Source organism: Pseudomonas sp. FME51 (assembly GCF_014897305.1).
On sequence record NZ_JABUYN010000001.1, the window covers coordinates 290,196 to 304,566 of the forward strand.

Here is a 14,371-nt window from a genome sequence, read left to right on the forward strand (position 1 = left end):
TTATTTTCCCATTAAAAAATATCTAATAAATTTGCGTACTTATCTTACCAATTTTTCCTTTATATATTGAATTAAATAGGGAATAAATGTGCTTTTTACCACTATAATCTAGTGGTAATTCCAAAAAGCTTGATGTAGAGTGCTCAGTCTTTTTTTAATGAAATCTATTGGGGGAGGCTGAATGTTTATTGGCTTTGACTACGGAACATCGAATTGTTCTGTCGCAATGATGAAAGAGGGGAAACCCACTCTTTTGCCTTTAGAGGGGAATGATGTGTATATTCCATCAACCCTTTGTGCGCCAACCCGCGAATCTGTTTCTGAACACTTATTTCGCCATTTAAATATTAAACCGTCTAGTAATGTTGGCGAACAATTACTAAGAAAGTCGATTGCTTTTAATCGGGAAGAAGATATTGAATTAGTCCCTGAAGATATTCTTTTCGGGCAATCTGCACTGAGTTTATATCTTCGTGATCCCCGCGATGTCTATTACGTTAAATCACCTAAATCTTTTTTAGGGGCTTCGGGTCTGCATGAGATACAAATTAGCTTCTTTGAAGATTTAGTTTGCGCCATGATGGCAAATATTAAGCACCAAGCAGAAAAAAGCACACAAGAAGCGATTACAGATACCGTTATTGGCAAACCGATTAACTTTAATGGGTTAGGTGGCGACGCTTCAAATAAACAGGCAGAAAGTATTCTTATCCGTGCAGCTAAAAGAGCTGGCTTTAAGAATATTATGTTTGAATTTGAACCCGTAGCGGCTGGCCTTGAATATGAATCAACGTTAACTCAAGATCAAACTGTGCTGGTTGTTGATATTGGCGGTGGTACAACGGACTGCTCATTAATTCAAATGGGCCCAAGTTACCAAGGTAGAACAGATCGCTCTAATACCTTATTAGCTCATAGTGGACAACGTGTTGGTGGTAATGATCTGGATATTTATCTTGCCTTTAAACAGCTTATGCCTTTATTTGGTATGACAGGGTTAACCTCTTCAGGGATTAAATTACCGTTGAAACAATTCTGGGATCCCATTGCGATTAATAACGTTGAAGCGCAAAAAGATTTTTATTCTCGTCCAAACCTTGCGGTACTAAATCAGCTTAGACGAGATGCAAAAGAACCCGAAAAAATAGCACGCCTTATCGAAGTGTATAATGAAACGTTGGGTTATAGTATTGTTCGTCGTGCTGAAGAGGCGAAAATTGCTTTATCAGATTCTCCTGAATATATTGCTAATATTGCCTTATTAAGTGAGACCTTAGAATGCACCATTGAACGTGAGCAGATGGTCGAATCAATTGAATCCCCTAAAAGCAAAATGATTGAATTGGTCAATGATGCGGTGCAACAAGGGGGAATAAAACCTGACGCGATCTTTATGACTGGAGGCTCAGCACGTTCACCAATTTTATGCCAAGCAATAGAGCAGCAATTACCTAATATTCCTATTGTGAAAGGGAATGATTTTGGCTCTGTTACTGCGGGATTAGCTCGCTGGGGCGAAGTCTGCTTTAAATAGCTAACATTAAATAATCGGTTTTAAATAACTTACTTTTTCAATATATTAAAGCGCTTTACATTTAATCAGTGTATTGATTAGATGTAGGGCGTTTTTATTTATAAAACACAGTAAAAATACATTATTCGACAGGAGAACACATGTACCGCTTCCAAAATGATTATAATGAAATTGCACATCCTGCGGTCATGAAGGCAATCACTGATACAGTGGGGCAACGCTATGATGGTTATGGTATGGATACACGTTGTCATCAAGCTGCACAATTAATAAAACAGCGTATTGCTCAACCCGATGCTGATATCCACTTTTTTAATGGTGGTACTATCACTAACTTAACCGCTATTTCTCACTTTTTACGCCCACACCAAGCCGTAATTTCTGTCAGTACAGGGCATGTTGCAACACATGAAACTGGCGCTATTGAAGCAACAGGGCATAAAGTGATCACCACGTTTTCGCCTGATGGTAAATTAACACCAGCATTATTAACGCCTATTATTGCTGAACATAATGATGAACATTGGGTACAACCTAAGCTTGTTTATATTACAAATGCGACCGAAATTGGTACGGTCTATCGTAAAGCAGAGTTACAAGCACTCCATGATTTCTGTCATAAACATAATCTGTGGCTATACCTTGATGGAGCTCGTTTAGCGACCGGATTAATGTCTGAGCAAAGTGATCTTACGATTGAAGATATCGCCAACTTAACCGATGCTTTCTATATTGGTGGTACTAAAATTGGCGCAATGTCAGCAGAAACATTAGTGATTTGTCACCCTACATTAAAAACTGACTTTCGTTTTAGCTTAAAACAGAAAGGGGGTTTACAGGCTAAAGGCTGGTTATTAGGCGCGCAATTTGAAGCCTTATTTCAAGATGATCTCTATTTTAAATTAGGTAAACATCTTAATGATATGGCATCACAATTAACGGCATTCTTTACCGCACAAGGTTTTGAGTTTTTAGCACCACCAGAATCTAACCAAGTCTTTGTGATTTTACCCAATACCATTGCGGAAAAATTAACTCAACAATTTGTTTTTCATCGTGTTTCACTTGAAGATCCAAATTTGAGTTGTTTACGTCTGTGTACCTCTTGGGCAACAACACAACAAGATATTGATGAGTTTAAACTGGCATTTCTTCAGTTAGTTTAATTTCTCCATTTAAATTTATTGCTTATTTTATGCATTACGCTCTTATTCAGGCGTAATGCATTTTCAATACAATAAGCAATTAATTATCCTAATTTAAAAATATAGTAATGGTGAGGTGCCTGAATAATGTTATATTAATGGCTCCTCACTCAACATAGGTAGGGTAATAGAATGAAGAAACTGACACTCCAAGAAATGACAGACGCCCAACAAATGCGAGTAAGAACCCGAATAGCTCAAGAGAAAAAGAAGTTTGGACGTGAATTAACTAACGCAGAAATGAACAGAACCAAAGATTCTATTATTACCGAAATCTCCCTCGAAGTTGAAAAAGCCACAAAAAAAGCGCAAGCCCTCAAGAAAAAGCAGAAATTATCCCCAAGCAATGAAACCTTTAGTTGGTCAGCCAAAAACCATCGTAGCGGGTATCGTTAATCCTTTAATTAGCCCTGATATATTTATTTATCAGGGCTAAGCTATTAATTTCCAGCCCCTTGAACAGCCACACCAATTAAAAGCCCTAATGGTGCAAGCAAAACATCACCAACAAGTAATATTGGTGTTCCTATCGTATTACCGATAAGATTACCAGCATTCGTTTTCGGTGTGCCTTTTAAATTAAAAAGGGAAATTGCGATAGGTTTAGATAATTTTTTTTCTGTGGTGATGGTATATCTATCTTGGTTTCGCTCAAACACATTCGCATTGATCCAAAATTTAATACACCAATTTAAATTTCCATCTGGTGTTGGGCACTCTTTTTTAAAGTGACCTTTTTTAGTTCTTCTATTTAATACTAAATGGCAAACCACTCATTAATGAGTGGTCTGAATAAACAATCCTGATATTGACGCAATATTGCTATATTTCCATTGTATCAATTAATGAATATAGCTTTTTAAAGGCATGATATTTTTTTTCGTATGTTTTATGTTTATCTAAATTGGAAATATGGCATTTTTCGAGTTTGGGTTGAGAAAGAATAACCTGTGATAAATGAGTAGGATTTACTGCTAATTGTGCAAGTCTTGCTGCACCAAGTGCAGGGCCAACATCGCCACCTTGACGATAATCGAGGTTTTTTCCTGTAATATCAGCAAGAAGTTGTCGCCAATACTCACTTCTGGCACCGCCCCCAATTAGCGTAATGTTATTAGCTAATTGACCTGCATTCTCAGCCACTTCAATCCCTTGCCGTAACGCAAAACTCACGCCTTCAAGAACCGCTTGGCATAAGTCAGCACGTTGGTGTTCATGGGTTAACCCCCAAAATACACCTTTCGCATTAGGGTTGTTATAAGGCGTCCGCTCGCCGGAAAGATAAGGCAAAAACAGAAGAGGACTATCCGCAAAAGTGGCATGTTCAACTTCTTTAAACATCGCACCGACACTCTCAATTCCGGTTAATTGACACACCCAATCAAGGCATGATGCTGCACTTAGCATCACAGACATTAAATGCCAAGTATTGGGTAATGCATGGCAGAAACTGTGTACTGCATTGTCACTGTTTTGAAGAAATTTCTCGCTAACAACAAAATAAACCCCCGAAGTCCCTAAAGAGAGCATGGCTTGACCAGGTTGATAAACGCCGACACCTATTGCACCTGCTGCATTATCACCACCACCAGCAATAATAGGCACTTGTTTCATGTGCCATTTTTTAGCCACATCAGCTAATAGATAGCCCGTTATTTGATTACCTTCAAACAAGGTTGGCATCTGGCGGCGAGTTAATCCTGTTGCATTTAAAAGCTCATCACTCCAATCCCGCTTTTGCATATCTAGCCAAAGCGTGCCTGCTGAATCTGACATATCACTGGCAAAATTACCGCTCATTTTCCAACGTAAAAAATCTTTTGGTAATAAAACATGCGCAATACGTTGAAAAATATCAGGTTCATATTCAGCAACCCACTGTAGTTTTGGTGCAGTAAAACCGGGCATAACTAAGTTACCCGTCATTTTTTTAAACTGAGGATATTGCGCCTCAAGCGCCTGACACTGTTTAAAACTACGGCCATCGTTCCATAAAATTGCAGGACGTAGAACCGCTTGTTGGCCATCAAGCAAAACGGCACCATGCATTTGTCCGCTGAGTCCAATCGCTTCGATTTGATCCATCGGGTAACTGCGCCCAAGCTGGAGAATAGCTTCTTCCGTTGCTTGCCACCATTGCAGTGGATCTTGTTCTGACCATTGAGGATGAGGGCGTGATATTGCTAAAGAAACAGAATGACTGGCAACAACATCGCCTTGCTCATTCATGATGATCGCTTTAACGCTTGAAGTACCTAAATCGAGCCCTAAATACATGAAGTTACCTCATGACCTATATCTAATTAATAAACACAGCGGAAAACCCGCTGTGCTATTACATTTATGCCATTAACCAAAAATATAGCGATTCACTAAACTTTCTAGCATTTCTTGGCGTCCACTTTGTAATTGTGGTGCTAAGGTATTGCTTTGCGCATATTTCGCCACCTCTTCAAGGCTTAATTTACCTTGTAAGATATTTTGACCAAACTCCGCACTCCAGCCTGAATAACGCTGTGCCGTGAATTTATCAAGACCACCATCTTGGATCATTCTTGCTGCAATGCGTAATGCCATTGCCATCGTATCCATGCCTGAAATATGTCCGTAGAATAGGTCATATTTATCATTGCTTTGGCGACGAACTTTAGCATCAAAGTTTAATCCACCTGTAGTAAAGCCACCTGATTTAAGAATTTCATACATCACGAGTGCATTTTCTTCTACACTATTTGGGAATTGGTCTGTATCCCAACCTAATTGCGGATCACCACGGTTAGCATCAACTGAGCCTAAAATACCTAACGCAATGGCGGTCGCAATTTCATGATGGAAACTATGTCCTGCTAATGTTGCGTGGTTGGCTTCAATGTTTACTTTCACTTCTTTTTCAAGACCAAACTGTTTTAAGAAACCATAAACTGTCGCAGTATCATAATCATACTGATGTTTTGTTGGCTCTTGAGGTTTTGGCTCAATCAATAATGTGCCTTGGAAACCAATTTTGTGTTTGTGCTCGACCACCATCTGCATAAAGCGGCCAATTTGCTCTCTTTCTTGGCGTAAATCAGTATTCAGCAGGGTTTCATAGCCTTCACGTCCGCCCCATAATACATAGTTTTCACCGCCCAAAGCTTTTGTCGCTTTCATCGCTTCACATACTTGTGTTGCGGCCCATGCAAAAACGTCAGGATCAGGGTTTGTTGCTGCGCCCGCACCATAACGAGGATTAGTGAAGCAATTTGCAGTTCCCCATAATAACTTAACGTTAGTTTCTTCTTGTTTTTTTGCTAATACGTCGGTGATCGCCGCCATGTTAGAAATGTATTCATTAATGCTATTACCTTCAGAAATTACATCAACATCATGAAAACAGTAGAAAGGAACATTGAGCTTATGAAAGAATTCAAAAGCCACATCTGCTTTACGTTTTGCTTGCGCTAATGCTTCACCCGGTGTTTGCCACGGTCTATCAAAAGTCCCAATACCGAACATATCAGAACCATTCCAGCAGAAGTTATGCCAGTAGCAAGCGGCAAATCTTAGGTGATCTTCCATTCGTTTACCTAAAATAATCTCATCTGGATTATAGTAACGAAAGGCTAATGGGTTATCACTTGCAGTGCCTTCATATTGAATTTGTTCAATTTTATCAAAGTAAGACATGGAACCGTCCTTATTTAGTATCAAGTTGTAATTCTGAATGTGATTCAAGCTCAGCAGTCATCTCTTCCTGCTCTTCTGGCGTTAATTTGGCAATGCCAAAGCCCGTGAATCCCCACAACATGGCAAAGAAGATGCCACTCCAGCACAATACGGCCCAAGGTAAGTAACTTAAGGTTGCAACACCTAACGTACCCGCCATATAAGCGCCTGCGGCAGTCCACGGTAAAATAGGTTCAAAAATAGTGGCGGAGTCTTCTACGGTACGCGCTAAGTTTTTAGGGTGTAAGCCGCGTTCGATATAGGCACCGCGTAACATTTCGATAGGAATAAGAATGGAGATTTGGCCATTACAGGTCACACCAATCATGGTTAATCCGCACGCAATTGTGGCTAAGATCATCGATCCCGTTGAGTGCACCATTTTTAACAGTGCATGGACAATCACTTCTAATGCGCCACTTAATGATAAAGTACCGGCAAAAGAGAGGGCGCAGAAACAGATAAGCAGGGTGCTCATCATCGAGTTCATGCCACCACGATTTAATAAGTTACCTAATAATTCAGGTACTTCTTTTCCTTGGATCATCGAGACATTAAAGCCATCAACTGCACTTTTCACGATGTCATGTAAACCAAAGCCTTGAATAAGATAAGCGTTAAACATCGCGATAGCGGCAGAAGCTAACATCACTGGGATAGTCGGCTTCTTCGTAACTGAACCATATAAAATCACTAATACAGGAATGAGAAGAATAAGATTGAAGTTATAAACACTCTCAAGACCATTGGTAATTAATGTCACTTTTTCTGGTACACCTTGGCCTGCTAAATCCCCGTTCATACCATAAACTGTCATAACAATCGCGGTTAAAATTAGCGAAGGCAGTGTGGTGTAAAGTAAGTGCCAAATATGCTGGTAGAGGTCAATCCTCGCAGCCATTGCAGCTAGGTTGGTATCACCTGATAATGGTGAAAGTTTGTCACCAAAATAGGCGCCAGCAACCACTGCACCGGCAGTTGCCGCAAGATTTGCATCCATACCAACTGCAACCCCCATAAAGGCAACACCAATGGTTCCTGCAGAACCCCATGAAGTCCCTGTGCAGACCGACACTAATGATGTCACCAATAATGCTGTAACATATAGCATCTCTGGGCTGATCATTTTTAAGCCGTAATAGATCATCAGCGGAATGGTGCCACCAATCATCCATGTACCTATTAATAAGCCCACACTGATTAAAATCAGCAATGCTGGCATAGTTTTAGCAATTTTTTGTGAGATTGCCGTTAAGATCTCGTCATAGCGATATCCTAATCGTTTCACTAACAGTGCAGCCACAACGGTCGAAAGCACCATTAAAGGTTCTGGTGGTAAATCAAAAGCAGCGTAGCCTCCTCCTAATAGCACCACCATGGTAAATATCGGAAAGAGTGATTCGAGCAATGTCGGTGTTCTCGGGCTGTTTATCGTTTGCGTTTTCATTGTAATTTATTCCAAACTGGCGTGAGGTAAGGTACGAATAAGCCGAGTGAAAACGGTTTCTAATATTGAACGAGGTGTCGCGATATTCATGCGGAAAAAACCATCCCCAACCGCACCAAAACCACGCCCCCAACTCATTTCCACTTCGGCTAATGAAACAAACCAATGTTTTAGTTGTTCTTCAGATAACTGCATTTTTTGGTAATTAATCCATAGCATGTAGGTGCCATGACTTTGAGTGATAACCCAGTCAGGAAAATAACGTTCACACTGTTCTTTTACCCAACGGCGGTTATCAGCAAGGTACGTTTTTAATTCGCCAACCCATTGTTGGCCTTGTAAGGTATAAGCTTGTAAAAAAGCGGGAACTGAAAAATAACCAGGATTATGAATACCCGCAGCAATTAAGCATTGCTTGAATTTTTCACGATATTCAGGGTTAGCAATCACAATATTGGCAACTTCAAGACCGGCTAAATTGAAGGTTTTAGCGGGAGAAGTACAAATAAAAGAGTGTTGCTCTACATAAGTATTTACTGATGAAATAGGGTGATAAGTTGCGTCATCAAAAATAAAATCCGCATGCACATCATCAGAAATAATAAAAACCTGATATTTTTGTGCAAGTTCCGCTATTTTTAATAGATCACTTTTTTGCCATACCGTTCCTGTTGGATTATGTGGTGATAGCAAAATAAAGCAGACAGACTGTTTAAACTTGCTTTCTAAGTCATCGAAATCAATCTCATAATAGCCGTCACGATAAAGTAGCGGGCTTTCTAATAATTCGCGGTTATTTACACAAACCGCATTACTAATAGGATGATAAGCCGGTGACAGCGTTGTGACTTTATCGCCTAGTTGCGTAAAATTCTGAATATAAAGTGAAACGGCTTGTATAACACGCGGACAAAATACAATTGTCTCAGGGGCAACAACCCACTGATATTGGGTTTTAAACCAATTAGCAGCAACGTTATTCCAATCATGGCTAAGGTCGGTATAGCCGTAAATTCCCAAGTGATTAAATTCAGCCAGTTTATTTGTAATAAAATCAGGCGCAGCAATTTCCATATCAGCAACCGATAATGGAATAACATTCGCGTTACTATTGCACCATTTTGCGCTATAGGTATTTTGCCTAGAAATTAATTTATTAAAGTTATTCTGATACATGAGAAATCTCCTCGGCAATGTGGTTTAAAACAAAATACCCGTTGTTATTAACATTGGTTATTCCTATTTTTTACTTTGCTATTACGAAATTTGGCTTGTGTGATAGTTATCACATAGCGATGAAAGCAAGTTCTTACAAAATTAAAGCTATGGTTTAATGCCAAATAGGGGAAATAGGTAAGCGAAAATGAAAAAAGATAAATACTTCCGTATTGTATTGTTATTTAATGCAAATAAAGTGTATGACCGACAAGTTGTTGAAGGTGTTGGAGAATATCTTCAGGCCTCGCAGTGCCACTGGGATGTATTTATTGAAGAAGATTTTCGTACTCGACTCGATAATATTCATCACTGGGTTTGTGACGGGATTATTGCTGACTTTGATGATCCCATTATTGCTAAACATTTAAGCCAATTACCCCTTGCTGTTATTGGTGTAGGCGGTTCTTATCATCAAGAAGAAAATTATCCACCCGTTCCGTATATCGCTACTGATAATTATGAATTGGTTCAACAAGCCTTTTTGCATTTAAAACAGAAAGGGCTTAAACACTTTGCTTTTTATGGTTTACCTGCGAAAGATCATCCTCATTGGTCTAACGAACGAGAGCATGCTTTTCGTCAATTAGTCACCAGTGAAAAATATCCGGGTATTGTGTACAACGGCATGGATATTACACAGGAAAATTGGCAACACGCACAAAACCGTTTATCTGATTGGATACAAACGTTACCACCACAAACAGGGATTATTGCTGTCACCGATGCAAGAGCGCGTCATTTACTGCAAGTTTGCGATAATTTAAATATTAATGTGCCTGAAGAAATAAGCATTATCGGAATTGATGATGAAGATATGACACGTTATTTATCTCGTATTGCCTTGTCTTCGGTTGTACAAGGTTCACGACAAATGGGGTATTTAGCCGCAAAGCTATTACATCAAACATTAGATGGCCATTCCAACGATAAGCAGCAAAGAATATTGGTTCCCCCTGTTAAAATCGTAGAGCGTCGCTCAACCGATTTTCACTCATTTAACGATCCTACCGTTGTTCAAGCTATGCATTATATTTATTACAATGCCTGTAAAGGGATAAAAACAGAGCAAGTGTTAGATGCGGTTAATATGTCGCGTTCTAATTTAGAACAACGGTTTAAAAAGGAAATTGGCAAGACAATTCACACTGTTATTTATGAAGAGAAACTCAAGCGTGCTCAAAATTTATTAGCCACCACAACACTTGCAATCCAAGAAATATCCGTGATGTGTGGCTATCCGTCATTGCAATATTTTTACTCTATCTTTAAAAAAGAATTTGGTATGACGCCGAAAGAGTTTAGGGATGAGTGATTAAGTAAAAAATAATAACGAAATAAAAACGCTTCTTACTCAGATAAGAAGCGCTATTTTTACAATCACATAAAATAACTGACTACTAGCCCTGTAATATAAATCCCAACACCATAGGCGCTATGCGATAACAAACTCAGTAATCGTGCTTTATTAGGAAAAGGGGTTTTGCTTGCCATTACGCCAGCACCTAACCCGGGCTGCATAATAAAATAAGGCGCTATAGTGGTTATCACACCCCAGAAATAAGCTGGCCAAAAAGTAGGAGTAGTTAACCAACTTTCTCCCATATAGCCTAAGAAAATAAGTGCAAAACCGATACCAATCCCGTAATGAGATAACCAACCTAACGCAGTTTCATTCTTTATCGGTGCGCTTTTTGTAATAGGGTGGTGAAAATATTGGCCTTTAAAAAGATGACCAACCCAACGACCTATCATTGATAAATTTAAGGTTTGTATTTTAAATCGTGTTAAAAGCACAGCCCATAAATCCATAATAATAGTTGCACCAATTCCTAAAATAACAGCGAGTATTATCATAGACATAATGTGCTTCCTTCTATTATTGAATTAATAATTTAGTCTTCTAAGTGCTTAAGCACAAACTCTTTAAAATAAGATAACGATGTTGCACCAACAAGAGTGTCTATTGGAAGACCTTCTTTATAAATGACTGTCGTAGGAATACTACGGATAGCATATTTTCCGGCAATGGATTGGCTATCATCAATATTTACTTCTGCAAAAGTCGCGTTATCTTTCATATCAATAGAAAGTTGGTTAAATATAGGGGCAACCATACGACAAGGGGCACACCAAGGAGCCCAAAACCTTACGACACAAAGATCTTTTTGATTAATTGCTGTATCAAAATTCTTAGCATTTAACGCAATGACTGTACTCATAAAAGCCTCATGGTTTACGTGATCATTTTTGGATAAACAGGATCCTAAACCTTATCGCTCAAACATTCAATAAAACAATTGAATGTTTGTTTTGATATATGTAACTAATGAATTAATAAGAATAAAAGCTAATCAATTGAATTAAATAGAAAAACTGTTATTTAAAAGAAAAATTTAAGATAAGAATGAGGTTAAAGTGGCTAACATATTGATAGTCAGTCACTTTATTTGGTATGTATTTTAATCTTTACTTAATTTACTGGTAATACCTTCTTTAAAATAACGAGCTTGAAAGCCCTTTAAATTAAGGGTTATCACTGCATTCTTAGATAAGAAGCAGTAGGCGCCACGGCAATAAGCAACAATTTCTCTATCTTTGGGGAATTGTGCCAAATGATACTCTAACTCTTCAATAGGGATATTCATTGCACCAGGAAGGTGGTCTTTTTTATATTCTTCATGCGGACGAACATCGATAAGCGTAATGCGTTTATTTTTCATTCCATCAATGAGTTCATCGTATTCAATAGGCGCTAATTTATCGTCAGAAACAGTTTGCTGATTAATTAACTGGCTGAATTCTCGTCTTGCATAATCCGCTTGTAGTTTTAATGCCGACAAAATATTTAACACAGGCCCAGAGGTAAGACGATAAAAGATCATTTTTCCCTCTCGACGGCTTTCAACTAAGCCCGCTCGCTTTAATTGCTGTAAATGCTGAGAGGTATTCGCAACACTTAATTCAATGAGTTGAGCTAAATTTTCAACAGAGAATTCTTGTTGTGAAAGATATTGGATCATATTAATCCGATGAGGACTACTTAATGCACGTCCAAGCTCGGCACATTCAATAAGTTGTTGCTCGTCAAGATACGATTTAATAGACATATTTAAATTCTCAACATTACTCTATTGATTAATTGAATATTTGTTATTATGTAATCTTAATAGATAACGAAATAAATAGCGAAGTTTAACTTTTTTTTGCTATCCAGATATGCCAATAATCTTGTTCAACAATTTGAGGTAAATCAGATAAATGAGTGTGTATTGTATTCACTAAAATGGTTATTTCGTCGTCAGTTAATTCATGCAAAATTGAACGTCCCGTTCTTGCTATGATCTCTTGTGTTAGTGAATCGACACTTTGATAAACTTGCCTTGTTTCACAAAATAGCTGTGAAGAAATTAATGTAAATCCATTTCGTTGCAATGCCTCTTCAACTTGTTGTTGAGTAGGGCGTCGTTTGGCTTCAATATCAATTAGTTTAGGAAAACATTCAAAGAAAAAACCTCGTAAATGATGTTGGCTACTAGGCAAAAAAACATCTTCTATTGTTCTATCTTGAATAAAAAATAAACCGTCTTTCTTTAATACACGATAAACTTCTGCAAAATTCTGATCGTAATTTTTAAAATGGTGAATAAGCGCACGTTCAAAAACAAGATCAATACTTGAGGAAAGGAGGCCTGTCTTTTCAGCGCTTCCTTGATGAAAAAATAATTGCGGGTAATCAGCTGATTTATCGATAGCAGTTTTCACCATATGCTCTGAAAAATCAATACCTATAACTTTTTCAGCACCTAATGAAGCCCAAGCTCGACTATAAATTCCTCCACCACAACCGATATCTGCAACGGCTTTATTTTGTACATTCACAAAATCGGAAATATTATCTTTCCATTCATCAGCAACATCACGAGTGGCATAAGTGTTTTTATTTTTTTCATCATGAAAATCGATAGCCATATTGATGCTCTCCTATTTACCTATTTAGAGTGACTTACTAAAAATAAGAATAAGTATAAATCAATAGAATTTTAGAGAGCATTATAGATGGTGCCAAAAATGCGGTGCTATATTTTAAAAATGGATCTTTAATTATCAATTAGATAATTATTTTTTACGGCTATTCGCCCAAGGATCACAATCTGGGTGGTCGATAACTTCAATCACATCATCAATATCAGCTTCAAGAGAATCAAGGTAGAGCGCTTCCACTTCAGCGCGTGCCCAAGGGGTTCTGCGCAAAAATTTCAAACTTGATTTTACGCTAGGGTCACTTTTAAAGCAGTTGATTTTTATAAGCTGACTTAATTTAGTCCAACCATATTTGGCTACCAACGCATTTACCTGCATTTCAAGAGTGACGCCATGTAGCGGATCTTTAGAAATATGTCCTGTCATGATTTTCTCAAATACGTTTTATTAATTTCAAAGGTAAGAAGCGGTGCAGAGTACAAGAAAGTAGTGAGAGTGGCAATAAAATGGGCTGAATAAAATAAAGATGATGCGTTGTTATCCCGCATGGCTTGTAATATAAAAGATTTTCCATTTGTCATCGTCAGTATGCCTTAGCGTGATCCGAAGATCAGTAGGGCCTTTAAATTCAATGTTCACATCCTGCATTTCCACATCTGTGCCATTAAACCAGCGGCGTAGGCGGTTCCCATTTGTTTGTTTTGGAAAACTATAAGCAAATTGATACCCCGAAGCGGGTATTTCTCTCATCGTTTTAACTTTAAACTCTTCTAACGTTCTCCCTGTATACATGTTTCGTTGTGTCAGACTAAATGCCTGCTCATACTCTTCATTATTGATATTATTAATAAAATCAGTAGCTAGTTGACGTTGATAAGAAAAAGAATAAGGGAGTTTAAGCCAATAATATGTACCCAATACTAAAACAACCAATAAAAACGAAAAATAAGTGACCATCTTTTTATATTGTTTTTTCATGATATTTTTCCTCATTTTTAATTTTTATCATTCCATTATGGCCATGCTGTCTAATGTTTGTGTTTGTATCTCTATCAATCCCTTTAAGCCTTTAGTCATAATGAATAACATACATTCTATTTACTATCACTTTATTTAAATAAACTAATCTGTAATGCAGGTTATTAATTGATTTTTCATACAAAATAATGATTTATACGTAATAAATGAATTTAATCCTATCCACGATCAAACATTTATATTATTTATATAAAATAGAGATAATTCCTAAGAAAACGTAATATTTTATGTCGTGTGAAATTT

The 14,371-nt window shown here is 37.8% G+C and carries 15 protein-coding genes; 4 read left to right on the top strand and 11 right to left on the bottom strand.

All coding sequences use genetic code 11. The annotated features are described in order from the left end of the window. Positions 1-181 precede the first annotated feature (181 nt). From yegD to INT39_RS01295, 3 genes are all read left to right on the top strand, one after another. Positions 182-1,534, top strand: coding sequence for a molecular chaperone (yegD, locus tag INT39_RS01285; protein WP_193015394.1), 1,353 nt, complete (start codon positions 182-184; stop codon positions 1,532-1,534). A 140-nt stretch (positions 1,535-1,674) separates the two neighbouring features. Then, positions 1,675-2,700, top strand: coding sequence for a threonine aldolase family protein (locus INT39_RS01290; RefSeq protein ID WP_193015395.1), 1,026 nt, complete (start codon positions 1,675-1,677; stop codon positions 2,698-2,700). A 171-nt stretch (positions 2,701-2,871) separates the two neighbouring features. Continuing rightward, a complete protein-coding gene (locus INT39_RS01295; RefSeq protein WP_193015396.1) occupies positions 2,872-3,135 on the top strand; it encodes a DUF3811 domain-containing protein in 264 nt (87 codons plus the stop codon). A 44-nt stretch (positions 3,136-3,179) separates the two neighbouring features. Here the strand turns inward: INT39_RS01295 and INT39_RS01300 are convergent, their stop codons facing one another. The 5 genes from INT39_RS01300 to INT39_RS22420 all read right to left on the bottom strand — a co-directional run bounded on the left by INT39_RS01300 (position 3,180) and on the right by INT39_RS22420 (position 9,067). Beyond that, on the bottom strand, positions 3,180-3,398 hold the full coding sequence (locus INT39_RS01300; RefSeq protein WP_193015397.1) for a hypothetical protein: 219 nt from the start codon (positions 3,396-3,398) through the stop codon (positions 3,180-3,182). A gap of 163 nt (positions 3,399-3,561) precedes the next feature. Further along, complete coding sequence (gene xylB / locus INT39_RS01305; RefSeq protein WP_193015398.1) at positions 3,562-5,016, bottom strand: xylulokinase; 1,455 nt, start codon at positions 5,014-5,016, stop codon at positions 3,562-3,564. 72 nt (positions 5,017-5,088) lie between these two features. Beyond that, positions 5,089-6,405, bottom strand: a complete 1,317-nt coding sequence (gene xylA, locus INT39_RS01310; RefSeq protein ID WP_193015399.1) for a xylose isomerase — start codon at positions 6,403-6,405, stop codon at positions 5,089-5,091. A 10-nt stretch (positions 6,406-6,415) separates the two neighbouring features. Then, positions 6,416-7,891, bottom strand: a complete 1,476-nt coding sequence (gene nhaC / locus INT39_RS22415) for a Na+/H+ antiporter NhaC (protein ID WP_088495624.1) — start codon at positions 7,889-7,891, stop codon at positions 6,416-6,418. A gap of 6 nt (positions 7,892-7,897) precedes the next feature. Continuing rightward, complete coding sequence (locus tag INT39_RS22420) at positions 7,898-9,067, bottom strand: MalY/PatB family protein (protein ID WP_226894010.1); 1,170 nt, start codon at positions 9,065-9,067, stop codon at positions 7,898-7,900. A gap of 187 nt (positions 9,068-9,254) precedes the next feature. On the opposite strand from INT39_RS22420, the gene INT39_RS01320 reads away from it, so the two are divergent. Continuing rightward, positions 9,255-10,421, top strand: a complete 1,167-nt coding sequence (locus INT39_RS01320; protein WP_193015400.1) for a XylR family transcriptional regulator — start codon at positions 9,255-9,257, stop codon at positions 10,419-10,421. Positions 10,422-10,486: 65 nt separating this feature from the next. Here the strand turns inward: INT39_RS01320 and INT39_RS01325 are convergent, their stop codons facing one another. From INT39_RS01325 to INT39_RS01350, 6 genes are all read right to left on the bottom strand, one after another. Beyond that, complete coding sequence (locus tag INT39_RS01325) at positions 10,487-10,969, bottom strand: DUF2938 domain-containing protein (protein WP_193015401.1); 483 nt, start codon at positions 10,967-10,969, stop codon at positions 10,487-10,489. Positions 10,970-11,001: 32 nt separating this feature from the next. Beyond that, entirely contained in the window at positions 11,002-11,328 is a 327-nt protein-coding gene (trxA, locus tag INT39_RS01330) for a thioredoxin (RefSeq protein WP_193015402.1), read from the bottom strand. A 240-nt stretch (positions 11,329-11,568) separates the two neighbouring features. Beyond that, positions 11,569-12,216: an ArsR/SmtB family transcription factor gene (locus INT39_RS01335; protein WP_193015403.1), complete on the bottom strand. Its 648-nt coding sequence runs from the start codon at positions 12,214-12,216 to the stop codon at positions 11,569-11,571. Positions 12,217-12,301: 85 nt separating this feature from the next. Beyond that, positions 12,302-13,078 carry a class I SAM-dependent methyltransferase gene (locus INT39_RS01340; RefSeq protein WP_193015404.1) on the bottom strand — a complete coding sequence of 259 codons (777 nt, stop codon included), beginning with the start codon at positions 13,076-13,078 and terminating at the stop codon, positions 12,302-12,304. Positions 13,079-13,225: 147 nt separating this feature from the next. Beyond that, positions 13,226-13,516 (bottom strand): VF530 family DNA-binding protein, encoded by a 291-nt coding sequence (locus INT39_RS01345; RefSeq protein ID WP_193015405.1) that lies wholly within the window; start codon positions 13,514-13,516, stop codon positions 13,226-13,228. Between the two features lie 111 nt (positions 13,517-13,627). Continuing rightward, positions 13,628-14,068, bottom strand: coding sequence for a hypothetical protein (locus INT39_RS01350; RefSeq protein WP_193015406.1), 441 nt, complete (start codon positions 14,066-14,068; stop codon positions 13,628-13,630). Between the last annotated feature and the right edge of the window lie 303 nt (positions 14,069-14,371).

Bases quoted from the DNA above. Each gene is read 5' to 3' on its own strand.
- INT39_RS01340 (WP_193015404.1), bottom strand. From the start codon at position 13,078: ATGGCTATCGATTTTCATGATGAAAAAAATAAAAACACTTATGCCACT.
- INT39_RS22420 (WP_226894010.1), bottom strand. From the start codon at position 9,067: ATGTATCAGAATAACTTTAATAAATTAATTTCTAGGCAAAATACCTAT.
- xylB (WP_193015398.1), bottom strand. From the start codon at position 5,016: ATGTATTTAGGGCTCGATTTAGGTACTTCAAGCGTTAAAGCGATCATC.
- nhaC (WP_088495624.1), bottom strand. From the start codon at position 7,891: ATGAAAACGCAAACGATAAACAGCCCGAGAACACCGACATTGCTCGAA.
- yegD (WP_193015394.1), top strand. From the start codon at position 182: ATGTTTATTGGCTTTGACTACGGAACATCGAATTGTTCTGTCGCAATG.
- trxA (WP_193015402.1), bottom strand. From the start codon at position 11,328: ATGAGTACAGTCATTGCGTTAAATGCTAAGAATTTTGATACAGCAATT.
- INT39_RS01325 (WP_193015401.1), bottom strand. From the start codon at position 10,969: ATGTCTATGATAATACTCGCTGTTATTTTAGGAATTGGTGCAACTATT.
- INT39_RS01320 (WP_193015400.1), top strand. From the start codon at position 9,255: ATGAAAAAAGATAAATACTTCCGTATTGTATTGTTATTTAATGCAAAT.
- xylA (WP_193015399.1), bottom strand. From the start codon at position 6,405: ATGTCTTACTTTGATAAAATTGAACAAATTCAATATGAAGGCACTGCA.
- INT39_RS01295 (WP_193015396.1), top strand. From the start codon at position 2,872: ATGAAGAAACTGACACTCCAAGAAATGACAGACGCCCAACAAATGCGA.
- INT39_RS01335 (WP_193015403.1), bottom strand. From the start codon at position 12,216: ATGTCTATTAAATCGTATCTTGACGAGCAACAACTTATTGAATGTGCC.
- INT39_RS01290 (WP_193015395.1), top strand. From the start codon at position 1,675: ATGTACCGCTTCCAAAATGATTATAATGAAATTGCACATCCTGCGGTC.
- INT39_RS01345 (WP_193015405.1), bottom strand. From the start codon at position 13,516: ATGACAGGACATATTTCTAAAGATCCGCTACATGGCGTCACTCTTGAA.
- INT39_RS01350 (WP_193015406.1), bottom strand. From the start codon at position 14,068: ATGAAAAAACAATATAAAAAGATGGTCACTTATTTTTCGTTTTTATTG.